This is a genomic window from Pseudomonas sp. AC242, assembly GCF_979258655.1.
The window spans coordinates 5,917,126-5,936,711 of the sequence record NZ_OZ409873.1; the positions used below are offsets into that span (position 1 = coordinate 5,917,126).

Consider the following 19,586-nt stretch of genomic DNA (forward strand, 5'->3'; position numbering starts at 1 on the left):
CTGTAGGAGCTGCCGAAGGCTGCGATCTTTTGCTCTACCAACGCGCAAACCCTTGCCGTGCCACATAATGTTTTCTGGTTATATAAACATTCTTAAATAGTCTTTTTAAGAATATCCGCGCCTCTCTTATATTGCTTCCACGCCGAACGCAGTGCCGCCCACTGCCAGGCAAATCCCATTCAAAGGAGCAGCACCATGAGCGCATCCCTTCGCAGCGTTGACGGTCAGGACGAAAGCACCATTTTGCGTGAAATCCAGAGCGCCCTGCGCGATCTGCGTTTCGGCGCGGTGGAGATCACTGTGCACAACGCGCAAGTCGTACAGATCGAACGCAAAGAGAAATTCCGTTTGCAGCAACCGGGTAAACAACCGGGCTGAGTTGAAGATCAAAAGATCGCAGCCTGCGGCAGCTCCTACAGGGGGCTGTGTGTAGGAGCTGCCGAAGGCTGCGATCTTTAGCCGGCACACCCGATTCCAGATATTCATAAGAAAAAGCCACCACCCAGAATTCCAGGAGCTTTCACCATGTCGTCGATTCGCCGTTACGCTTTGGCCGCGCTGGCCAGTGCTGTGTTTGCCGGTTCCGCGGTTGCCAAGGATTACGAACTGCTCAATGTGTCGTATGACCCGACGCGCGAGCTGTATCAGGACTACAACGCTGAATTCATCAAGTTCTGGCAGAAAGACCACGCTGGCGACACGGTGAAAATCCAGCAATCCCACGGCGGTTCGGGCAAACAGGGCCGTGCGGTGATCGACGGTCTGCGCGCTGACGTCGTGACCCTGGCCCTGGCCGGCGACATTGATGAAATCGCCAAACTCGGCAAGACCCTGCCTGCCGACTGGCAGAAGCGTCTGCCGGAAGCGAGCACGCCGTACACCTCGACCATCGTCTTCCTGGTGCGCAAGGGCAACCCGAAAGGCATCAAGGACTGGGGCGATCTGGTCAAGAACGACGTCTCGGTAATCACCCCTAATCCAAAAACCTCTGGCGGCGCACGCTGGAACTTCCTCGCCGCATGGGCCTACGGCCTGAAAGCCAACGGTGGTGACGAAGCCAAAGCCAAAGAATATGTGCAGACCCTGTTCAAGCACGTGCCGGTCCTCGACACCGGTGCACGCGGTTCGACCATCACCTTCGTCAACAACGGTCAGGGTGACGTGTTGCTGGCCTGGGAAAACGAAGCATTCCTGGCGCTGAAAGAAGATGGCGGCGCCGACAAGTTCGACATCGTCGTGCCTTCGCTGTCGATCCTCGCCGAGCCGCCAGTGGCCGTGGTCGACAAGAACGCCGAGAAGAAAGGCAACGAGCAGATCGCCGAAGCCTATCTGAAGCACCTGTACAGCCCGGCCGGTCAGGAAATTGCCGCGAAGAACTTCTACCGTCCACGTGACAAGGACGTAGCTGCCAAGTACGCCCAGCAGTTCCCGAAACTGGACCTGGTGACCATCGACAAGGACTTCGGCGGCTGGAAAACCGCACAGCCGAAATTCTTCAACGACGGTGGCGTGTTCGACCAGATTTATCAGGCGCAGTAAGTTTTCATAGCCATAAACAAGCCCCGGATTTACCTTCGGGGCTTCGCGCGTTTTTTAACCAAGGACTTTTATGTCGCGTCGTATCTCCCCCGTCATACCCGGCTTCGGGCTGACGCTGGGCTACACCTTGGTGTACCTCAGCCTGATTGTGCTTATCCCGCTGGCGGCGATGTTCGTCCACGCCGCGCAACTTACCTGGGATCAGTTCTGGACGATCATTTCCGCACCACGGGTGCTGGCCGCGTTGAAGCTGAGCTTCGGCACCGCGCTGTGTGCGGCGATCATCAACGGCATCATCGGCACGCTGCTGGCCTGGGTGCTGGTGCGCTACACCTTCCCGGGGCGCAAGGTGATCGACGCGATGATCGATCTGCCGTTCGCCCTGCCGACAGCGGTGGCCGGTATTGCGCTGACTGCGTTGTACGCGCCGGCTGGGCTGGTCGGCCAGTTCGCTGCCGATCTCGGTTTCAAGATCGCCTACACTCCGCTGGGTATCACCCTGGCGCTGACCTTCGTAACCCTGCCGTTCGTGGTGCGCACGGTGCAGCCGGTGCTGGCCGATATTCCTCGAGAAGTCGAAGAAGCGGCGGCGTGCCTCGGTGCGAAGCCATGGCAGGTGTTTCGCCACATTCTGGTTCCGGCACTCCTGCCCGCCTGGCTGACCGGTTTTGCCCTGGCGTTCGCGCGTGGCGTCGGCGAGTACGGCTCGGTGATTTTCATCGCCGGCAACATGCCGATGAAAACCGAGATCCTGCCGCTGCTGATCATGGTCAAACTCGACCAATACGATTACACCGGCGCCACCGCCATCGGCGTTTTGATGCTGGTGGTTTCCTTCGTCCTGTTGCTGCTGATCAACTTGCTGCAGCGGCGCATCGAAACCCCATAAGGAGGCGCGAACATGTCCCAATCGTCTATTGCGGCCGCCTCTTCGGCCAACGCCGCGCGCCGTGGCAGCGCCACTTCGCGCAGAATCCTGATCGGCCTGGGCTGGCTGATCTTTTTCCTGTTTCTGCTGCTGCCGTTGTTCATCGTCGTATCGCAGGGTTTGAAGAATGGCCTCGGCGCTTTCTTCACCGCGATCTTTGAGCCGGACGCGCTTTCGGCGCTGAAACTCACCGTGTTCGCCGTGCTGATTTCGGTGCCGCTGAACCTGGTATTCGGCGTCAGTGCGGCGTGGTGCGTGAGCAAATACTCGTTCCGTGGCAAGAGCATGCTGGTGACGCTGATCGACCTGCCGTTCTCGGTATCGCCGGTGATCGCCGGTCTGGTCTACGTGCTGATGTTCGGCGCACAAGGCTTGTTCGGTCCGTGGCTGCAGGATCACGACATCCAGATCGTCTTCGCCCTGCCGGGCATCGTGCTGGCAACGATTTTCGTCACCGTGCCGTTCGTCGCTCGTGAACTGATTCCGTTGATGCAGGAACAAGGCACGCAGGAAGAGGAAGCCGCGCGTCTGCTCGGCGCTAACGGCTGGCAGATGTTCTGGCACGTCACCGTCCCCAATATCAAATGGGGCCTGATCTATGGCGTGGTGCTGTGTACGGCGCGGGCCATGGGTGAGTTCGGTGCGGTGTCGGTGGTCTCCGGGCACATTCGCGGGGTGACCAGCACCTTGCCGCTGCACGTCGAGATCCTCTACAACGAATACAACCACGTGGCCGCGTTCGCCGTGGCGAGCCTGTTGCTGATCCTGGCGCTCTTCATCCTGCTGCTCAAGCAGTGGAGCGAAAACCGTATCAACCGCCTGCGCGCCAGCGCCGCGGAGGAATAATTCATGTCGATCGAAGTGCGTAACGTCAGCAAGAATTTCAATGCCTTCAAGGCGCTGGACAACATCAGTCTGGATATCCACAGCGGTGAGCTGGTGGCGTTGCTCGGCCCGTCGGGCTGCGGCAAGACCACCTTGCTGCGCATTATTGCCGGCCTGGAAACCCCGGATAACGGCAATATTGTGTTCCACGGAGAAGACGTCTCCGGCCACGACGTGCGTGATCGCAACGTCGGTTTCGTGTTCCAGCATTACGCGTTGTTCCGCCACATGACCGTGTTCGATAACGTCGCGTTCGGTCTGCGCATGAAGCCGAAAAACCAGCGTCCGAACGAAAGCCAGATCGCGGTCAAGGTGCATGAACTGCTGAACATGGTGCAGCTGGATTGGCTGTCGGATCGTTATCCGGAGCAGTTGTCCGGTGGTCAGCGTCAACGTATCGCTTTGGCCCGTGCCTTGGCGGTCGAGCCAAAAGTGCTTCTGCTCGATGAGCCGTTCGGCGCCCTCGATGCCAAGGTGCGTAAAGAGCTGCGCCGCTGGCTGGCGCGGTTGCACGAAGACATCAACCTGACCTCGGTGTTCGTGACCCACGACCAGGAAGAAGCGATGGAAGTCGCCGACCGTATCGTGGTGATGAACAAGGGCGTGATCGAGCAGATCGGCTCACCGGGCGACGTTTACGAAAACCCGGCCAGCGATTTCGTTTATCACTTCCTCGGCGATTCGAACCGCTTGCTGTTGAGCGACGACAACCACGTGCTGTTCCGCCCGCATGAAGTGTCGTTGTCCAGGCATGAGCTGGAGGATCACCATGCGGCTGAAGTCCGTGACATCCGCCCGTTGGGCGCGACCACGCGGGTGACGCTCAAGGTTGAGGGCCAGACGGATTTGATCGAGGCCGAAGTGGTGAAAGACCACGACAGCCTGATCGGCTTGGCCAAGGGTGAAACGCTGTTCTTCAAACCCAAGGTCTGGCAGAAAGTCGCCAGCCTTTAACTGATCGTTCCCACGCTCTGCGTGGGAACGCATCCCGTGACGCTCTGCGTCACAGTGGACGCGGAGCGTCCATGGCGACGTTCCCACGCAGAGCGTGGGAACGAGCAGGGTTGAAGTCTAGATTGCCGCACGATTCGGATTAACTCGCACCACCCCCGCCCGCGCCTCGATCTGCTCTTTCAGCTCATGCCGCATCCCCAGCACGAATGCCAACTCGGCCACGACAAACAACGGCCCGACAATCAGCCCCGACACATCATCGACAAACGCCGGTTTGCGCCCTTCATAGTGATGCCCGACAAACTGGATCACCCAGCCCACCACAAACATCGCCAGGCCACTGCTCAGCCAGACCATGGTGCTCTGCTGCGCCAACACATACCCGGCCCAGACGGATAAACCCATCAGCACGGTCATCAACACCCCGAGCTTCACTTCCAGGCGCAGGTAAAACCACGCCGAGGCCAGCGCCACGACAACGGCTGGAGATATCCACAAGCCACCCAGCGACCATTGCGGACGCGACAACAAAACCGCCACCGCCACCACAATCAGCGGAATGCCGATAAAGTGGCTGGCGATATTGCGCGGATCACGGTGGTAGGCGGCGTATTGACTGAGGTGGTCGACGAGGCTTTTCATTGTTGTTCCTCCGGTAGGGTTGATCGCATCATCCCTCGGGATCAGGGTTCGCTCTGTCAGGCAGGCGACAATCCAGGAGTGTTTATGCAAATACGTTCACGGCTGATGAGCGGCCAGTGGTTCAGTCATCTGCCGGCATCCTTTCAGGATAGCCTGCTGGCGGCGGCCCGGGAGCGGCGGCTGACGGCAGGGCAGCGCTTGTTTCAGCGTGGTGATGCGCCGTGCGGCTTGTACGCGGTGCTCGATGGCGCCGTGCGCATCGGCGCGGTAAGCGAGCAGGGCAAGGAGGCGTTGTTGAGTCTGGTGGAAGCGCCGCACTGGTTCGGCGAGATCTGCCTGTTCGATGGTCAGCCGCGCACCCATGACGCCTACGCAGTCGGGCCGTGCACGTTGCTGAATATTCCGCAGGCGACGTTGCTGAAACTGCTCGACGAACATCCGGTGTATTGGCGGCATCTGGCGCTGCTGATGAGCCACAAACTGCGCCTGGCCTTCATCAACCTCGAACAACTGAGCCTGCTGCCAGCGCCGGCGCGTCTGGCCCATCGCTTGCTGATGATCGCCGAGGGCTACGGCGAACTCGACGCGCCGCGTCGTGTACTGCAACTGCCGCAGGAGCAGTTGGCATCGATGCTGTCGCTGTCGCGGCAGACCACCAACCAGATCCTCAAGGATTTGCAGGGGCAGGGGATTATCGGGCTTGGGTATGGCGAGATCGAAATCCTCGACCCCGCGCGATTGCGCGCCCTGGCCACGATCTGACAATGCACCCCAGCCCCTGTGGGAGCTGGCTTGCCAGCGATAGCGGTGCATCAGCCGACATCGATGTCTGCTGTACGGACGCCATCGCTGGCAAGCCAGGCTCCCGCAGGTTTTTTTGGTGTTCGTGATATCTGGAGCAAAGCACAGACCTGTAGGAGTGAGCCTGCTCGCGATAGCCATCTATCAGTTAGCCAATGGGTGACTGACATACCGCTATCGCGAGCAGGCTCGCTCCTACAGGGGATCTGTGTTGATTTTACGAACCGCGATAGGTCGAGAAGCCGTACGGGCTCAGCAGCAGCGGGATGTGATAGTGCTGATCGGTCTGCTTCACTTCAAAAATCACCGGAATCTCCGGGAAGAAGGTGTCGTGCTTGACCTTCTTGAAGTACTCGCCAGTCTTGAACACCACCCGGTATTCACCCGCTTCAAAAGGCTGCTTGGCCGGGAACAGTTCGGCAATTCGCCCTTGTTCATTGGTCGTGCCCTGAGCCAGCGGCTGCCAGTCCTGACCGACATGTTTCTCCAGGGTCACGTTGATGCCCGGCGACGGCAGGCCGTTTTCCAGATTGAGCACGTGCACGCTCAACGGGTTGCCAGCGGCCAGCGCCAGGCTTGAAAAAGCACTCAGGCCGAGCGCGGCGAAAGTCATGCGCAAAGTATTCATCGATGCATCTCCTTATTGGGAACGGGTGGTGGCCAGGCCGGTTTTCTCGGCCGCCTTGATTGCACAGTTTTCGTCTTGCTCACCGCCGCCGGAACCGGCCACGCCTATCGCACCGACCAGTTCATCAGCGGCGAACAGCGGAATCCCGCCGCCAAGCAGCAGCAGTTCGTCGAGAGTGTTGAGGTTGGCGGTTTGCGGATTGCTGCGAGCGCGTTCGGCAAATAGCCGCGTGGCGGTTTTGGTCGACAGCGCGGTGTAGGCCTTGCGTTGGCTGGCAGCCGTGTTGTGCGGGCCGACACCGTCGCCGCGCAGGGTCACCAACAGATTGCCGCCCCGATCCAGCACCGACACCGTGCCGGTGCAGTTGGCCATTGCCGTGTCGGCGAGCAGCCGTGCGGTTTTCAGGTCGAGATCGGCGTGACGCGGCAGTTCCGGGCTTGCGAACACGCTGGCACTGAGGCCGAGGGCCAGACTGGCTACAAGGTATTTGACGGTCATGGACAGGCTCCAAAAGCTAAGGTCGCCACCTTAATCGCCGCTCTTCGTCAGAACCTCGTCAGTCTGATTACAAGTTTGTAATGGGCAACGCCGGCGAAGGCGCCTAGCCTGTACGCCTGATCAATCGAGGTGTGCCATGCGTTTGCTGGTCGTAGAAGATGAAGCCAAAACCGCGAATTTCCTCGCCAAAGGCTTGGGCGAGTCGGGTTTTGCCGTGGACGTGGCGCTCAATGGCCTCGATGGCCGTTACTTTATCGAGCAACAGGAATATGACCTGATCATCCTCGACGTGATGCTCCCCGGGCTCAACGGCTGGCAATTGCTGCAGCTGATCCGCCAGCGCGGCGCCACGCCGGTATTGTTCCTGACCGCCAAGGACGCCATTGAAGACCGCGTGCGCGGCCTCGAGCTGGGCGCCGATGATTACCTGCTCAAGCCCTTCGCCTTCGCCGAACTGCTCGCGCGGGTGCGCACGTTGTTGCGGCGCGGGCCGATGCGCGAAGCCGAGTCGTACACCATCGCCGATCTGGAAATCGATGTGTTGCGCCGCCGTGTCAGTCGCGGCGGCCAGCGCATTGCCCTGACCAACAAGGAGTTCGCCTTGTTGCAATTGCTCGCCAGCCGTCAGGGCGAAGTGCTGTCGCGCACGCTGATCGCCTCGCAGGTGTGGAACCTGAATTTTGACAGCGACACCAACATGGTCGAAGTCGCCGTGCGGCGTTTGCGTTCGAAAGTCGATGATCCGTACATGCCGAAACTTATCCACACTGTGCGCGGTGTCGGTTATCAACTGGAAGCGCCGGACGATGCGCTCTAAGTCGATCGCCTGGCGACTGGCGCTGGCGTTCGCCATTGTTTGCGCCTTGGTACTGAGCACGATTGGCGTGTTTCTCTACCGCTCGCTGGCCTCGGAAATCGCCTACCGCGACGACCTCGCGTTGCTCGGTCGACTGGAGCAAGTGCGCGCCTTGCTCGCCGACAGCGACAGCCTCGATGCCTTGCAGGCACGGCCACGGCTGTATCAAAACATGCTCGGCAATCTCGACAGTCTGTTGCTGGTGCGCCGTGCCGACGGATCGAGCGTGATCGCGATCAATCCCCGTCAACGCGATTTGCCCGCGCTGAACGCCATCCCCCGCGAGCAAACGCCAAAGCGTCCCGATGTACTCACGTGGCAAGCGCCGGACGGTGCTGAACTGGCGCTGTTATCCGGCGAAGCGCAAGGGCCGAACGGCGAGCCGTTGACGGTCATCGCCGGCAAAGTGTTGAGCGAGCGCGAGCAGATGCTCGGCAGCTATCGCATGCGCTTGTACCTGTCGGTTGGACTGGGCGCGTTGCTCGCTTTTGCCTTGGGCTTGCTGTTACTGCGTCGGGGCCTGCAACCGTTGCGGCAGTTGAGCGAAGCAGTGCGCGGCATCGATCTGCGCAGCCTCGATCAGCGCCTACCCGCCGCCGGCACACCCACCGAACTGCTCGAACCGGTGCAGGCGCTCAACGGCATGCTGGCGCGGCTGGACGATAGCGTGCAGCGCCTGTCGCAGTTCTCCGCCGACCTCGCCCACGAAATCCGCACGCCGTTGCACACCTTGCTCGCCAGTAACGGCCAGGCGCTGAATCATCCGCGCAGCACCGAGGAATATCAGGAAGTGCTGGCCTCGAACATGGAAGAGTTCGAACGGCTCAAGCGCATGGCGGAAAACCTGATGTTCCTCGCCCGTGCCGAGCAGGCCGAGCGGGCGCTGAATTTGCAAATCCTGGATTTGCACAGCGTTGGCGGTGAGCTGTGTGATTACTTTGAAGCCTTGGCGGATGACCGTGACGTGCGGCTGGACAATCAACTGCACGGTGAACTGCTTGCCGATCAGCAACTGTTGCAACGGGCGCTCGGCAATCTGTTGGCCAATGCCGTGCGTCATGCCGATCAAGGATCGGTGATCAGTCTGCGTCGCCGCGACGAGTCGGGTGAGTGCTGGTTGCAAGTGCACAACCATGGCCCGGCGATTGCGCATGAACATCTGAGCAGACTGTTCGACCGCTTCTACCGCGTCGATCCTTCACGGGCAGAGCCGGGGGATTCGGGTGGCTTGGGGCTGGCGATCGTGCAGTCGATCATGCAGTTGCATGGGGGACAGGTGCGGGTGAGTAGTGATGCTGACGGCACTGTTTTTGAGCTGGGGTTTGTGGTGAGCAAGTGATTGCTTCGTGATCACTGGGAACTAGGCTAATCTTGTTCAGTGAGTGCATCAAATGCGATGCAAATTAAACATATATCTAAATTTGCACCATATTTGATGCGGGAAGCCCTATGGAACAGCTTGGCGAGTTGATCAAAGCCCTGCGCAAGGCGAACAAAATGACCCAGCAGGCACTGGCTCAGCAATACGGAATGAGCCGCGCGACGATTTCGGGGATCGAAAACAACACTATTTCGGAAATCGGCCTGCGCAAAGTCGAAGCGATCCTCAACGGGTTTGGCTATGAGCTGACTGCGGTTCCGCGTCAGTCCCGTCGACCGACACTCGATACGCTGCAAAAGGTCAACTTCCATGACTGAGTCGTCAGATCGATTAAATGTCTGTGTCGGCGGGCAAGCGGTGGGAACGTTGGCGCGCGGGCAAGATCGAGTCGACAGCGTCTTCAGTTACCGCGAAGAAACCAGTGCTGGAAATGCCGTGTCACTGACAATGCCGTCCCGGCTGGAGAGTTATCTTTGGGAGCATGGCATTCATCCGGTTTTCGAGATGAATCTGCCCGAAGGCGCCCTTCGTGATGAGTTGGTTCGGCGTTTCAGCAAAGCGGTTCGCGGCTTCGATGACTTTGCATTGCTGGCCATTGTCGGCCCCTATCAGCTCGGTCGGTTATCCATTGCCAGCCCATCGATGACGGATCGCCCGCCTGAAACGTCGCTGGCCGATCTGCTGGTGCACGATGGTGCGCAAGGCTTGTTCGAGGATCTGTTGCAAACCTATGGCCAGTATTCCGGAGTGTCTGGGGTGCAGCCTAAAGTGCTGGTACGTGACAGTGCGACTGAGATTGATCGTCTGACGCATCGGGGATCGACCCATTTGGTCAAAGCTTTTCGGGCTGATGAATATCCGCATTTGGCGACCAACGAATACTTCTGCATGCGTGCCGCGCAACACTGCGGGCTAGACGTGCCGAACTTCGAGCTCAGCGAACATGGCAGGTTTCTGGTTATCGAGCGCTTTGATTTGAGCGCTACGGGCTACCTGGGTTTTGAGGACTTCTGCGTACTCAACGGTTGGCCGTCGAAAGCCAAATATGACGGCTCTTACGAAGGCGCGGCCCGGCAGATCAAAGCGTTTGTTTCGCCTGCATTGCTCAATCTGGCGCTGGAAGCATTTTTCAAGATTGTGGCTTTGTCCGCAGGCGTGAAAAACGGCGACGCTCATCTCAAAAACTTCGGCGTGCTTTACGAAAGCTGCGGCGAGGAATCGACAATCAGACTCGCGCCCGCATACGACATCATCACCACATCGGTCTACATAAAGAACGACAGTATGGCGTTGCTCTTGGGTGGCTCGAAGGCTTGGCCCAAGCACAAAATGCTGATGCGGTTCGGTCGTACGGCCTGCAATCTGACGGAGGCGCGTTGCAATGAATTACTGCAGCAAGTCGCTAACGGTATGCAGGTGGCAATGGGCGAAATGGCGGAGTACGGCGCCAGTCATCCGGCGTTCGCCGCGATGGGTGCTGCGATGATCGAACAATGGTCATCTGGTATGGAACGCAGTCTGGCTAAAGGCTGACGATCAGCGCAAGCCATCGCGAAACTGCCCCGGCGTCATCCCCGTCCAGCGCTTGAAAGCACGGCTGAAGCTGCTGGTGTCGGCAAACCCGAGCAGATAACTCACCTCACTCAACGAACACTGCGGATCGCGCAGGTGCAGCAGCGCCAGATTTTCGCGGCTCTCATTGAGCAATGTGTCGAAGCGACAACCCTCATCCGCCAGATGCCTTTGCAAGCTGCGCAAACTCAAATGCAACGCTTGAGCAATTCGCTCAGCGCTCGGCTCACCTTCCGGCAATTGTTCTTCGATGGCATCGCGCACCTTGCGCTCCCAGGTCAGCGGCTGGAGCTGAGCCATGGTGCGTTTGAGCACTGCCTCATTGTGTTCGGCAAGTTCCGGGTTGGCGTCGTCGAGGTGGCTGTCGAAATCGGCAAGGGCGAACTCCAGGCGATCCTCCGCACAACCAAAATGCACCGGGGCGCGGAAGACTTTGTGCCATTGGTGCACATCGGTTGGTTCCGGACGGCGCAGATACACGGCGAGTGGCGCGTAATCGCGGCCGAGGCGATTGCGGCAAGTGCGCACGTAGATCGCGGTGAACGCGTCGATGGCTTCGAAGGCTGGCGCCGGATTGCCTGACGGAATCTTCAGACGGAATTGATAGCGGTCGTCGCTGCGGCTCAGTTCCAGTTCCAGCGCATCGCTGACCACCGGGTGATAACGCACGATGCGCTCGAACACCTCGCGCAAACTGCCGCTGGCCACCAGCGCATAACCGAGGGCATGGAACGTGGTCGGGCTGACGAACCGCGACACGCGCAAACCAATCGCCGGGTCGCCGCTGACCTGCACGGCAATTTCCCACAGGCGCGTAGTGCCGGACAGCGGATAGCGTGCGTTGGGGTCGTCCATCAAATTCGGATCGAGCCCGGCCTGCTGGCACAGGGCAATGCTGTCCAGTCCCAGCGCATCGAGTTGCTTGCGCAAGGCACGGGTCCAGCTGGCGAGGGAGGTCGGTTCCTTCATGCTGATTGGCGCTTCCGGTCAACAGGTTGGCGTTCTTGGCTACCGCAAATGAAGCCTTGGCGAGGCACGATGCGAACATCATAGACCCGAGGATGGAAGCATGGACGGTACTTCTGCAAGTCCCCAGCGACACAATGCGGCCCAGCGATCAGCGCATATTCGCCAAGTGGTGCTGGCCAAAGGCGTCGAACTGCGCGAGCGCTACCCGATTCTCAAGCATCAGGATGCGCTGGGTGCGGGGATTCTGGCGTTTGCCCTGATCGGGATGATGGGGTCGGCGGCGCTGTACATCAGCGGCCACATGGCGTGGTGGGTTTGCCTGCTGCTCAATGCGTTTTTCGCGTCGCTGACCCATGAGCTGGAGCACGACCTGATCCACAGCATGTATTTCCGCAAACAGCGCGTGCCGCACAACCTGATGATGGGCCTGGTGTGGCTGGCGCGGCCGAGTACGATCAATCCGTGGATTCGTCGGCATCTGCACCTCAATCATCACAAGGTCTCCGGCACTGAAACCGACATGGAAGAACGCGCGATCACCAACGGCGAGCCGTGGGGTTTTGCGCGCTTGCTGATGGTCGGCGACAACGTGATGTCGGCATTCATCCGCATGCTGCGGGCCAAGACCTGGGCGCATAAGTTCAGCATTATCAAGCGCACGTTGAAGGTGTATGCGCCGCTGGCGCTGGTGCATTGGGGCGCGTGGTATGTGTTTCTCGGTTTTCATGCGGCCAATGGCATCGCTTATCTGCTGGGCTCGCCGATCGAATGGTCAGCGACCACATTGTCGGTGATGCAGGTGATCGATATCGCTGCTGTGGTGATTATCGGTCCGAATGTGTTGCGCACCTTTTGTCTGCACTTCATCAGCTCGAACATGCATTACTACGGCGATGTCGAGTTGGGTAATGTGCTGCAGCAGTGTCAGGTGCTGAACCCTTGGTGGTTGTGGCCGTTGCAGGCGTTCTGCTTCAATTTTGGCAGCAGCCACGGGATTCATCATTTTGTCGTGAAGGAACCGTTTTACATCCGTCAGATGACTGTGCCGGTGGCGCATAAGGTGATGCGTGAGATGGGCGTGCGGTTTAATGATTTTGGCACGTTTGGGCGGGCGAACCGGTTTGTTCGTCGGGATGAAGTTGCGGTGTCTGGTGAGGCGGTGGAGGCCTGACAAGTGGCCCTCACCCCTAGCCCTCTCCCAGAGGGAGAGGGACCAAGCCGGGGATATTGAGGAGTTACACCGAAGTGAAAGAGCTTTGTCGAATCCATAATCGACCCGATTTTTCAGGTCGATGTTTGAAGACACCTCGGTCAGTCCCCTCTCCCTCCGGGAGAGGGTTAGGGTGAGGGGCTTTTGACCTTGCCCTCAATCCGGCTGAAACGGCGACTCACTCAAGATCACCCCAGTCTCCTCGACATACTGCTGCCAATGCCCGATCAACGTGCTGAGCTTCTCCGGCTGACTAACCGCCAGATCATGAATTTCCCCGGGATCATTACTCAAATCATACAGCTGCCAGGTCGCCGGCCCGATAGGCCCGGGAATCCACACCGCTTTCCACGACCCCTGCCGAATCGCCCGACGCCCGAACAATTCCCACCCCGTCACCGTGTGCTCGTCATGCACCTGCGCAGTCTCGCCGGACAAGAATCCCAACCACGATTTACCACGCAACGGCGCCACCGATTTGCCGTGCCACAGCTTGCCCGGATGACGCACGCCGGCCAGATCGAGAATCGTCGGCGTGATGTCCATCACCGTGCCGAAACCATGGCTGATCTGCCCTTTGATCGCCAATTGCGGATAGTGCAACAGCGCCGGCACGCGAATCCCGCCTTCCGTGGTAAACGCCTTGAACAACCGCGATGGCGCGGTCGCCACCTGCGCCCAGTTCGGCCCGTACCAAACATATGAATTGGCCCGACCAATGTTGTCGAGCCTGTTGTCGTAATGCTGGCTGAGGTATGTCACCAATTCCGGACCGAACTTCGGAAACGCTTCCAGCAGCGCACCTTCGGCACCGTTGTCAGACATGAACAGGATGAACGTGTTATCGAGCTGCCCTTGCTGGCGCAGGTAATCGATGACCCGACCGATGTTCCAGTCCATGCGTTCGACCATCGCCGCGTAGACCTCCATGGCCCGTGCGGAAATCTGTTTTTGCTCCTCGCTCAATGCGTCCCACTGTTGGGTCAACTGAATTAGCGGATGCGGCTCGACGTCCGGTTCGATCAGGCCGAGGGCTTTGAGTTTTTCCAGGCGTTCCAGGCGCAGCACTTCAGGGCCGGCGTCATAGCGGCCGCGGTATTTCTCGACGATGTCGGCAGGCGCCTGCAACGGCCAGTGCGGTGCGGAGAATGGCAAATAGGCGAAGAACGGCCGGGTCTGGTCACGTTCCTTGAGGTACTGCAGCAACTTGTCGCCGAAGGCATCGGAGGAATAGAAATCCTTCGGCAATTCGTCGAGAAACGTATCGTCCTCGATGTACAGCGCCGGAGTGGATTTCAGCAGGCCGGGTGTTTGCTCATCGTAAGTTGGCTCGAAACCGTAATGGTTGGCCGCGCCCGGCAGCAGCGAAAACGAACGCTCGAAACCTCGCGCATGGGGCGCCAATTCAGCCTTCAAACCCAAGTGCCATTTGCCACTCATCAAGGTTTGATAACCGGCCTCGCGCAGCAACTCCGGCAGCGCCACCACGCGATCGTTGAGATAGCCCTCATAACCCGGTTTACCGATCAGTTCCGGCGTCAGCGTTTCGGCCATGGTGCCGATCCCTGCGATGTGGTGGTCGGTGCCGGTCAGCAGCATCGAGCGGGTCGGCGAGCAGGTCGGTGCAGTATGAAAATCGGTCAGGCGCAGGCCGTTGTTGGCCAAAGCGTCGAGATGCGGCGTGGCGATTTCGCCGCCGAACGCACCGATGTCGGAGAAGCCTAGATCGTCGGCCAGAATCACCAGAAAGTTGGGACGTTGCGGCATCGCAAAACTCCTGTTCAGCAGGCAATGAACGTCAGCGGCAGATCGCGGATCTGCACCGGCACGCTCGGTTGGTAATGGTCATCACTGGTCAGTTCGTGCAGTAGTTCTTCACGCAACTGATGGAAGTCGAAACTGCTGCGCTGGCGCGGGTGCGGCAGGGCGATGTCGACCACTTGTTTGATCCGCCCCGGACGCGGCTCCATGACCACCACGCGGTCGGCGAGGAAGATCGCTTCCTCGACGTCGTGGGTAACGAGAATCGTGGTGATTTTTGCGCGGGCGCGGATCGCCAACAGCTCGTCCTGCATTTGCTGGCGGGTCAGCGCATCAAGCGCGCCGAACGGTTCGTCGAGCAGCAGAATTCGTGGGCTGGCGACGAGGCCACGAGCAATCGCCACGCGCTGCGCCATGCCGCCGGAGAGTTGGTGCGGATAGGCGCGGGTGAAGTCGCGCAGGCCGACCAGATCGATGAAATCGTCGATGCGTTTTTGCTTTTGTGCAGCGCTCAGCGGCTCGTTGACCAGGCCGAGGCCGATGTTGTCGGCGACGGTCAGCCACGGGAATAAACGGTGTTCCTGGAAGACAATGCCGCGCTCGCCGCCGATGCCGCTGACGGCTTTGCCATCGACGGTGATCTGCCCGCGAAATTGCGTATCAAGACCCACCAACAAACGCAGCAACGTCGATTTGCCACAGCCGCTGGAGCCGACAATGGCGACGAATTCGCCCTCGGCAATGTCGAGGTTGAATTCGCGAATCGCCTCCAGTTCGAAACCGTCGACGTCAAAGGATTTGCCTACGTGGTTGAAGCTGACAATCGGTGCGTTCATGCGTGTCTCCAGCGGGTCGCGCGAATTTCCAGGCGTTGGCCAATGAGGTTGAGCAGGGCGCCGGTGAGACCGACGAAAAGCATGCCGGCCATGATCAGGTCCATACGCAGCAGTTGTTGTGCGCCGATCATCTGGCTGCCGATGCCGCCGTTGGACGGCATGAAATATTCAGCGCCGATGGTGCCGAGCCAGGCGTAGATCAGGCTCAGTCTGAGGCCTGCGAAAATCCCCGGCGCGGCGCCCGGCAGCACGAGTCGGCGCAGGCGTTGGCCGAGGCTCAGGCGCAACACTTGTGCGGCTTCGTTGAGTTGTGGTGAGAGGTTGGCGACGCTGCGTTGCGTGGCGATAAACAGCGGAAAGAATGCAGCAAGGGCGACGAACACCCACTTGGCCAGTTCGCCGAGACCGAACCACGCGGTAAGCAGTGGCACCCAGGCGAAAATGGCGATCTGGCGGATGGCCGCGAGGGTCGGGCCGAGCAGGCGTTCGCTGGTGCGCGACAAGCCCAGCAGCAAGCCGAAGGCGAAACCGAGTCCACCACCCAACAGCAAACCGCCGAGGGTGCGACCGAGGCTGAGCGCCATGCCGCTGATCAACGTGCCATCGAGCACGCCAGCCCATGCCGTGCTCAAAACGGCCAACGGACTGACCAGAATATTGGCGTCGACCCACTGCTGGTCACTCGCCAATTGCCACAGTGCCAACAAGCCCAGCGGTAGCAGCCATGGTTGCAGCCGCTGCCAGCCTTCATAACGCGGGCCGCGACGAATTTCGGCAGTGGCCGGGTGCGGCCAGTGCACCAGTTTTTTGTCCAGCAGACCGATACCGCGATCCATCGCCACGCCGATCAAACCGATGACGACGATGCAGACGAACACGATGTCCAGCATGAACAATTGCCGCGCCCAGACCATCAGGTAGCCGATGCCTTCGCTGGAGGCCAACAACTCGACGGCCAGCAATGAGGTCCATCCGGCGGCGAGCGCCAGACGCACGCCAGCCATGAACGCGGGGAGGGCGGCGGGCAACACCAGGCGACGGATCATCAGGTGTGGCGGCAAACGTAAAACAGCGGCGGCTTCGCGCAGTTTTGGTTGTGCATCTCTTACGCCGACCAGTGTGTGCAAGGTCACCGGCACCACGATCGCTTTGATCAGCACCACCAGTTTCAGCACTTCGCCGATGCCGAAAAACACCATGAACAGCGGGATCCACGCAAGCGTCGGTATTTGCGAAAGTCCAGCGAAGGTGGGGAAGATCAAACGCTCAAGACGACGACTGAATCCCAGTGCTGAGCCGAGCAATGCACCCGCAGAAACCCCCGCGAGCAGACCCCAGAACAAACGCTGCAAACTGATCCACAAGTGGCTCCATAACTCGCCTTGCGACAACTCGACAGCGCTGTTCCACACCAGCGAAGGCGCGGGCAGTATCTGCTCGCTCATCCATTCGTTGCGCGCGGCCAGCCACCATAGGGCGAACAAGCCAAGCGGCAGCAGCCATGGCAACAGGCGCTGGTTCACGCTTGGCCAGCTACGGCGGCTTTTCAGCGGCGGCGCGGGCAGGGGGAGACTGAGCAAGGATTGGCGGGCCATGGGTGACCTCCGTTGTCGGGTTGGCTCAAGATCAAAAGATCGCAGCCTTCGGCAGCTCCTACGGGGGAATGCGTCCTTGAATTGACCCCTGTAGGAGCTGCCGAAGGCTGCGAACTCTCGCGGTATTAACTAAGAGCTAATAGTTATAAATAATCGTTAATAAGTTAGTTTTAGAGATAAGCAGCGCCATTTAAGGCTTCCAACCCACACGCATCCAATGCATTCGAAGAATATTTTCGATGCTGTTAATGCATACGCCGCTGCAAGCCGCGCTACTGCTCGCTTAGCGTTAAAAGCTATAAAAATGTGCGTTTATAGTATTTAAGCGAAGGTGTGCATTCGGCCTACTTTCGGCTCCTCAACGCCCGTCGTGATCAAGGAGCTGCACCCATGAACCTCCCCTTCAAACGTGTTTTCAGTCTGTTTGCCGTGCCTGCTCTGGCGGGCCTGCTGGCGTTCACCGCGCATGCCGACGAACTCAAGGAAATCAGAATCGCCGTGCCCGACCTGAGCGCCGGCACCCAGCACAGCGGCGGCGGGGTGGTCGATGTGCTGCGCGATCAACAGATTTTTGAAAAAGCCTTCGCCGATCAGGGCATCAAGATTCAGTGGAGTTTCTTCAAAGGTGCCGGGCCGGTGATCAACGAGGCGTTTGCCAATGGTCAGGTCGATCTGGCGTATCTGGGTGATCTGGCGGCAATCATCGGCAAGTCCAATGGCCTGGATACGCGTTTGCTCAGCGCCAGTGCGCGTGGGGTAAAACAGTATCTGGGCGTGGTGCCGGGGTCAGGGATCAAGACTCTGCAGGATCTGAAAGGCAAACGCGTGGCGATCTTCCGAGGCACGGCAACCCAGTTGTCGTTTGATGCGGCGCTGGCCAGTCAGGGTCTGAGCGAGAAGGACCTGAAAGTGATCAATCTGGATTTCAATGCTGCGGTCGCGGCGTTGGCAGCCAAGCAGATCGATGCGTCATGGGGCAGCTCCGGGTTGACCGCATTGCAGGCCAAGGGGCTGGCCGAGTTGCCGCTGAACACCAAGGATCTCGGTGGCGCAGGCAGCGTGCAGTCGGTACTGGTCGGCACGGGCAAGTTTGTCGACGCGCACCCGGAAGCGGTGGCGAAATTGCTCAAGGCGCAGCAGCAGGCGGTTGAGTGGCTGACCGAGGACAGCAACAAGGCGGCTTACGTGCAACTGGTCTCGGGTTTGGCCAGTTATCCACCGGTGATCCTGACGCAGGATCTGCAGGATCAGAAATTGAGCGAAGTGTTCCCGTCGACACTGGATCCGGTGTTCCTCGGCAGCTTGCAGGACAAGGTGGATCTGGCGGCGCAGCAGAAGCTGATTCGCAAGTCGTTCAAGGTCACCGATTGGGTGGCGCCTGAGTTGGCAGCAGCCAAGCTCTAACGTACACCGATCGTTCCCACGCTCTGCGTGGGAACGAACCCTTTAAACGGCGACGCTGACTTCCTGCCGATCCACCGCCACCAACGTCTCGATCATCGCCCGTGCCGCCGGCGACAGCCGAAACCCGGTACGACTGACAATCCCGCAGCGCGCATTCATGCTCTCCAGGTTCTGCGGCAGATTGCGCCAGTGCAGCAACACCAGCGAACCCTTGGCAATGTCCTCGACAAACGCCTCCTCCGTGCCCACGCCAATCGCATTGGATTGCAGCACCACTTTCACCAGCGCCGGAAAGTGCTCGGTCTCGATGGTCGGGGAAAAATCGATGCGGCCGCTGAGGTTCGCCAGCAATTTGCGAATTCCCGGCGGGATCAGCGTGGTCGCCAGCGGGTAGTCGAACATGTCGTTGGTCGACAGGCTTTCCTTGGCCAATAACGGATGCCCCGGCCGGCAGAAAAACACCCCACGCTTGGGTGTCAGTGCCTGGGTCTGGAAGTTCGGGTCGGACTCGAAGTGGCGGATGTCGGCGATAAAGAACTCGATCTCTTCACGGCTCAACGCGCGACTGAGTTTTTCCCAGTTATCCACCTGAAAACAGGTGCGCACTTTCGGGTGCGCGTTGATGAATTGCGCTACCGCGTCCGGCACCAATTTCACCGCCGGCGCCGGACCGCAACCGAAGTGCACCTCGCCGGCATCGAGCTTGGTCATCTGCGTCACTTCGGCACTGAGCAGCGCCGCGCCCTGCACCAGGCTCAGGGCGTGCTGCAGCACCACCTGACCTTCAGGCGTGGGGCGCAAGTCCTTGTTGCCGCGATCCACCAGCACGCAGCCGAACTCCTGCTCCAACCCCTGAATACTGCGACTGAACGCCGGTTGAGTGATGCCCATTGCGTCCGCCGCACGGACAAAACTGCGGTGTTCGTTGAGGGCGATGAAGTAACGCAACTGGCGAAGATCCATATGCTTTTCCGGCATCCTAAAAATAGCTCGAAGGCATTTGCGACGAGGGTTACTAGAGGTTTTAAATGCAAGCTCTTATTCCGTCAACGAAGCATGTGAATATCTATTAGATGTAAATGGAATATAGATAGAGCGTTGTTTCGCTGCCGCCAAACCGTAAGCAG

Annotated in this window: 20 protein-coding genes; 12 read left to right on the plus strand and 8 right to left on the minus strand. The window is 59.4% G+C overall.

Features of this window, described 5'->3' with window-relative positions; genetic code table 11:
- Positions 1-195: 195 nt before the first annotated feature.
- The 5 genes from oscA (at position 196) to ACZZ0A_RS26670 (ending at position 4,306) form a co-directional block, all read left to right on the plus strand.
- Positions 196-378 (plus strand): sulfur starvation response protein OscA, encoded by a 183-nt coding sequence (gene oscA / locus ACZZ0A_RS26650; RefSeq protein ID WP_007917682.1) that lies wholly within the window; start codon positions 196-198, stop codon positions 376-378.
- A 147-nt stretch (positions 379-525) separates the two neighbouring features.
- Positions 526-1,539 (plus strand): sulfate ABC transporter substrate-binding protein, encoded by a 1,014-nt coding sequence (locus tag ACZZ0A_RS26655; protein WP_007917681.1) that lies wholly within the window; start codon positions 526-528, stop codon positions 1,537-1,539.
- 70 nt (positions 1,540-1,609) lie between these two features.
- Positions 1,610-2,428 (plus strand): sulfate ABC transporter permease subunit CysT, encoded by an 819-nt coding sequence (gene cysT / locus ACZZ0A_RS26660; RefSeq protein WP_007917680.1) that lies wholly within the window; start codon positions 1,610-1,612, stop codon positions 2,426-2,428.
- Positions 2,429-2,440: 12 nt separating this feature from the next.
- The gene (cysW, locus tag ACZZ0A_RS26665; protein WP_463543938.1) at positions 2,441-3,313 is read left to right on the plus strand and encodes a sulfate ABC transporter permease subunit CysW; all 873 of its coding nucleotides are present in this window, start codon (positions 2,441-2,443) and stop codon (positions 3,311-3,313) included.
- 3 nt (positions 3,314-3,316) lie between these two features.
- Positions 3,317-4,306 carry a sulfate/molybdate ABC transporter ATP-binding protein gene (locus ACZZ0A_RS26670; RefSeq protein WP_007917678.1) on the plus strand — a complete coding sequence of 330 codons (990 nt, stop codon included), beginning with the start codon at positions 3,317-3,319 and terminating at the stop codon, positions 4,304-4,306.
- A 117-nt stretch (positions 4,307-4,423) separates the two neighbouring features.
- On the opposite strand, the gene ACZZ0A_RS26675 is transcribed toward ACZZ0A_RS26670, so the two are convergent.
- Positions 4,424-4,948 (minus strand): Mpo1 family 2-hydroxy fatty acid dioxygenase, encoded by a 525-nt coding sequence (locus tag ACZZ0A_RS26675; RefSeq protein WP_463543939.1) that lies wholly within the window; start codon positions 4,946-4,948, stop codon positions 4,424-4,426.
- 84 nt (positions 4,949-5,032) lie between these two features.
- Between ACZZ0A_RS26675 and ACZZ0A_RS26680 the strand changes: the two genes are divergently transcribed.
- Positions 5,033-5,710, plus strand: coding sequence for a Crp/Fnr family transcriptional regulator (locus ACZZ0A_RS26680; protein WP_463543940.1), 678 nt, complete (start codon positions 5,033-5,035; stop codon positions 5,708-5,710).
- A 256-nt stretch (positions 5,711-5,966) separates the two neighbouring features.
- On the opposite strand, the gene uraH is transcribed toward ACZZ0A_RS26680, so the two are convergent.
- Complete coding sequence (gene uraH, locus ACZZ0A_RS26685; RefSeq protein ID WP_016987599.1) at positions 5,967-6,377, minus strand: hydroxyisourate hydrolase; 411 nt, start codon at positions 6,375-6,377, stop codon at positions 5,967-5,969.
- A 12-nt stretch (positions 6,378-6,389) separates the two neighbouring features.
- Positions 6,390-6,875, minus strand: coding sequence for a GlcG/HbpS family heme-binding protein (locus ACZZ0A_RS26690; protein ID WP_463543941.1), 486 nt, complete (start codon positions 6,873-6,875; stop codon positions 6,390-6,392).
- Positions 6,876-7,011: 136 nt separating this feature from the next.
- Here ACZZ0A_RS26690 and ACZZ0A_RS26695 point away from each other — a divergent pair, with 136 nt between their 5' ends.
- From ACZZ0A_RS26695 to ACZZ0A_RS26710, 4 genes are all read left to right on the plus strand, one after another.
- Positions 7,012-7,692: a heavy metal response regulator transcription factor gene (locus tag ACZZ0A_RS26695; protein ID WP_038367211.1), complete on the plus strand. Its 681-nt coding sequence runs from the start codon at positions 7,012-7,014 to the stop codon at positions 7,690-7,692.
- Positions 7,682-9,070, plus strand: a complete 1,389-nt coding sequence (locus ACZZ0A_RS26700) for a heavy metal sensor histidine kinase (RefSeq protein WP_463543942.1) — start codon at positions 7,682-7,684, stop codon at positions 9,068-9,070. Before ACZZ0A_RS26695 ends, ACZZ0A_RS26700 begins: the two co-directional genes overlap by 11 nt.
- Before the next feature lie 110 nt (positions 9,071-9,180).
- Positions 9,181-9,429, plus strand: coding sequence for a helix-turn-helix domain-containing protein (locus ACZZ0A_RS26705; RefSeq protein ID WP_007917667.1), 249 nt, complete (start codon positions 9,181-9,183; stop codon positions 9,427-9,429).
- Entirely contained in the window at positions 9,422-10,645 is a 1,224-nt protein-coding gene (locus ACZZ0A_RS26710) for a type II toxin-antitoxin system HipA family toxin (protein ID WP_414915615.1), read from the plus strand. Before ACZZ0A_RS26705 ends, ACZZ0A_RS26710 begins: the two co-directional genes overlap by 8 nt.
- Before the next feature lie 3 nt (positions 10,646-10,648).
- On the opposite strand, the gene ACZZ0A_RS26715 is transcribed toward ACZZ0A_RS26710, so the two are convergent.
- Complete coding sequence (locus tag ACZZ0A_RS26715) at positions 10,649-11,653, minus strand: AraC family transcriptional regulator (RefSeq protein WP_007917662.1); 1,005 nt, start codon at positions 11,651-11,653, stop codon at positions 10,649-10,651.
- Positions 11,654-11,753: 100 nt separating this feature from the next.
- Between ACZZ0A_RS26715 and ACZZ0A_RS26720 the strand changes: the two genes are divergently transcribed.
- Positions 11,754-12,824, plus strand: coding sequence for a fatty acid desaturase (locus ACZZ0A_RS26720; RefSeq protein WP_463543943.1), 1,071 nt, complete (start codon positions 11,754-11,756; stop codon positions 12,822-12,824).
- 195 nt (positions 12,825-13,019) lie between these two features.
- Here the strand turns inward: ACZZ0A_RS26720 and ACZZ0A_RS26725 are convergent, their stop codons facing one another.
- From ACZZ0A_RS26725 to ACZZ0A_RS26735, 3 genes are read right to left on the minus strand one after another with little or no spacing between them, the layout of a single operon-like run.
- Positions 13,020-14,630 (minus strand): arylsulfatase, encoded by a 1,611-nt coding sequence (locus ACZZ0A_RS26725; RefSeq protein WP_463543944.1) that lies wholly within the window; start codon positions 14,628-14,630, stop codon positions 13,020-13,022.
- A 14-nt stretch (positions 14,631-14,644) separates the two neighbouring features.
- Complete coding sequence (locus tag ACZZ0A_RS26730) at positions 14,645-15,460, minus strand: ABC transporter ATP-binding protein (protein ID WP_007917657.1); 816 nt, start codon at positions 15,458-15,460, stop codon at positions 14,645-14,647.
- A complete protein-coding gene (locus ACZZ0A_RS26735) occupies positions 15,457-17,055 on the minus strand; it encodes an ABC transporter permease (RefSeq protein ID WP_463543945.1) in 1,599 nt (532 codons plus the stop codon). Before ACZZ0A_RS26735 ends, ACZZ0A_RS26730 begins: the two co-directional genes overlap by 4 nt.
- Positions 17,056-17,445: 390 nt before the next feature.
- Between ACZZ0A_RS26735 and ACZZ0A_RS26740 the strand changes: the two genes are divergently transcribed.
- Complete coding sequence (locus ACZZ0A_RS26740; RefSeq protein ID WP_095113907.1) at positions 17,446-18,459, plus strand: ABC transporter substrate-binding protein; 1,014 nt, start codon at positions 17,446-17,448, stop codon at positions 18,457-18,459.
- 42 nt (positions 18,460-18,501) lie between these two features.
- Here ACZZ0A_RS26740 and ACZZ0A_RS26745 read toward each other — a convergent pair whose 3' ends face one another.
- Positions 18,502-19,422, minus strand: coding sequence for a LysR family transcriptional regulator (locus ACZZ0A_RS26745; RefSeq protein WP_007917649.1), 921 nt, complete (start codon positions 19,420-19,422; stop codon positions 18,502-18,504).
- Positions 19,423-19,586: the final 164 nt, after the last annotated feature.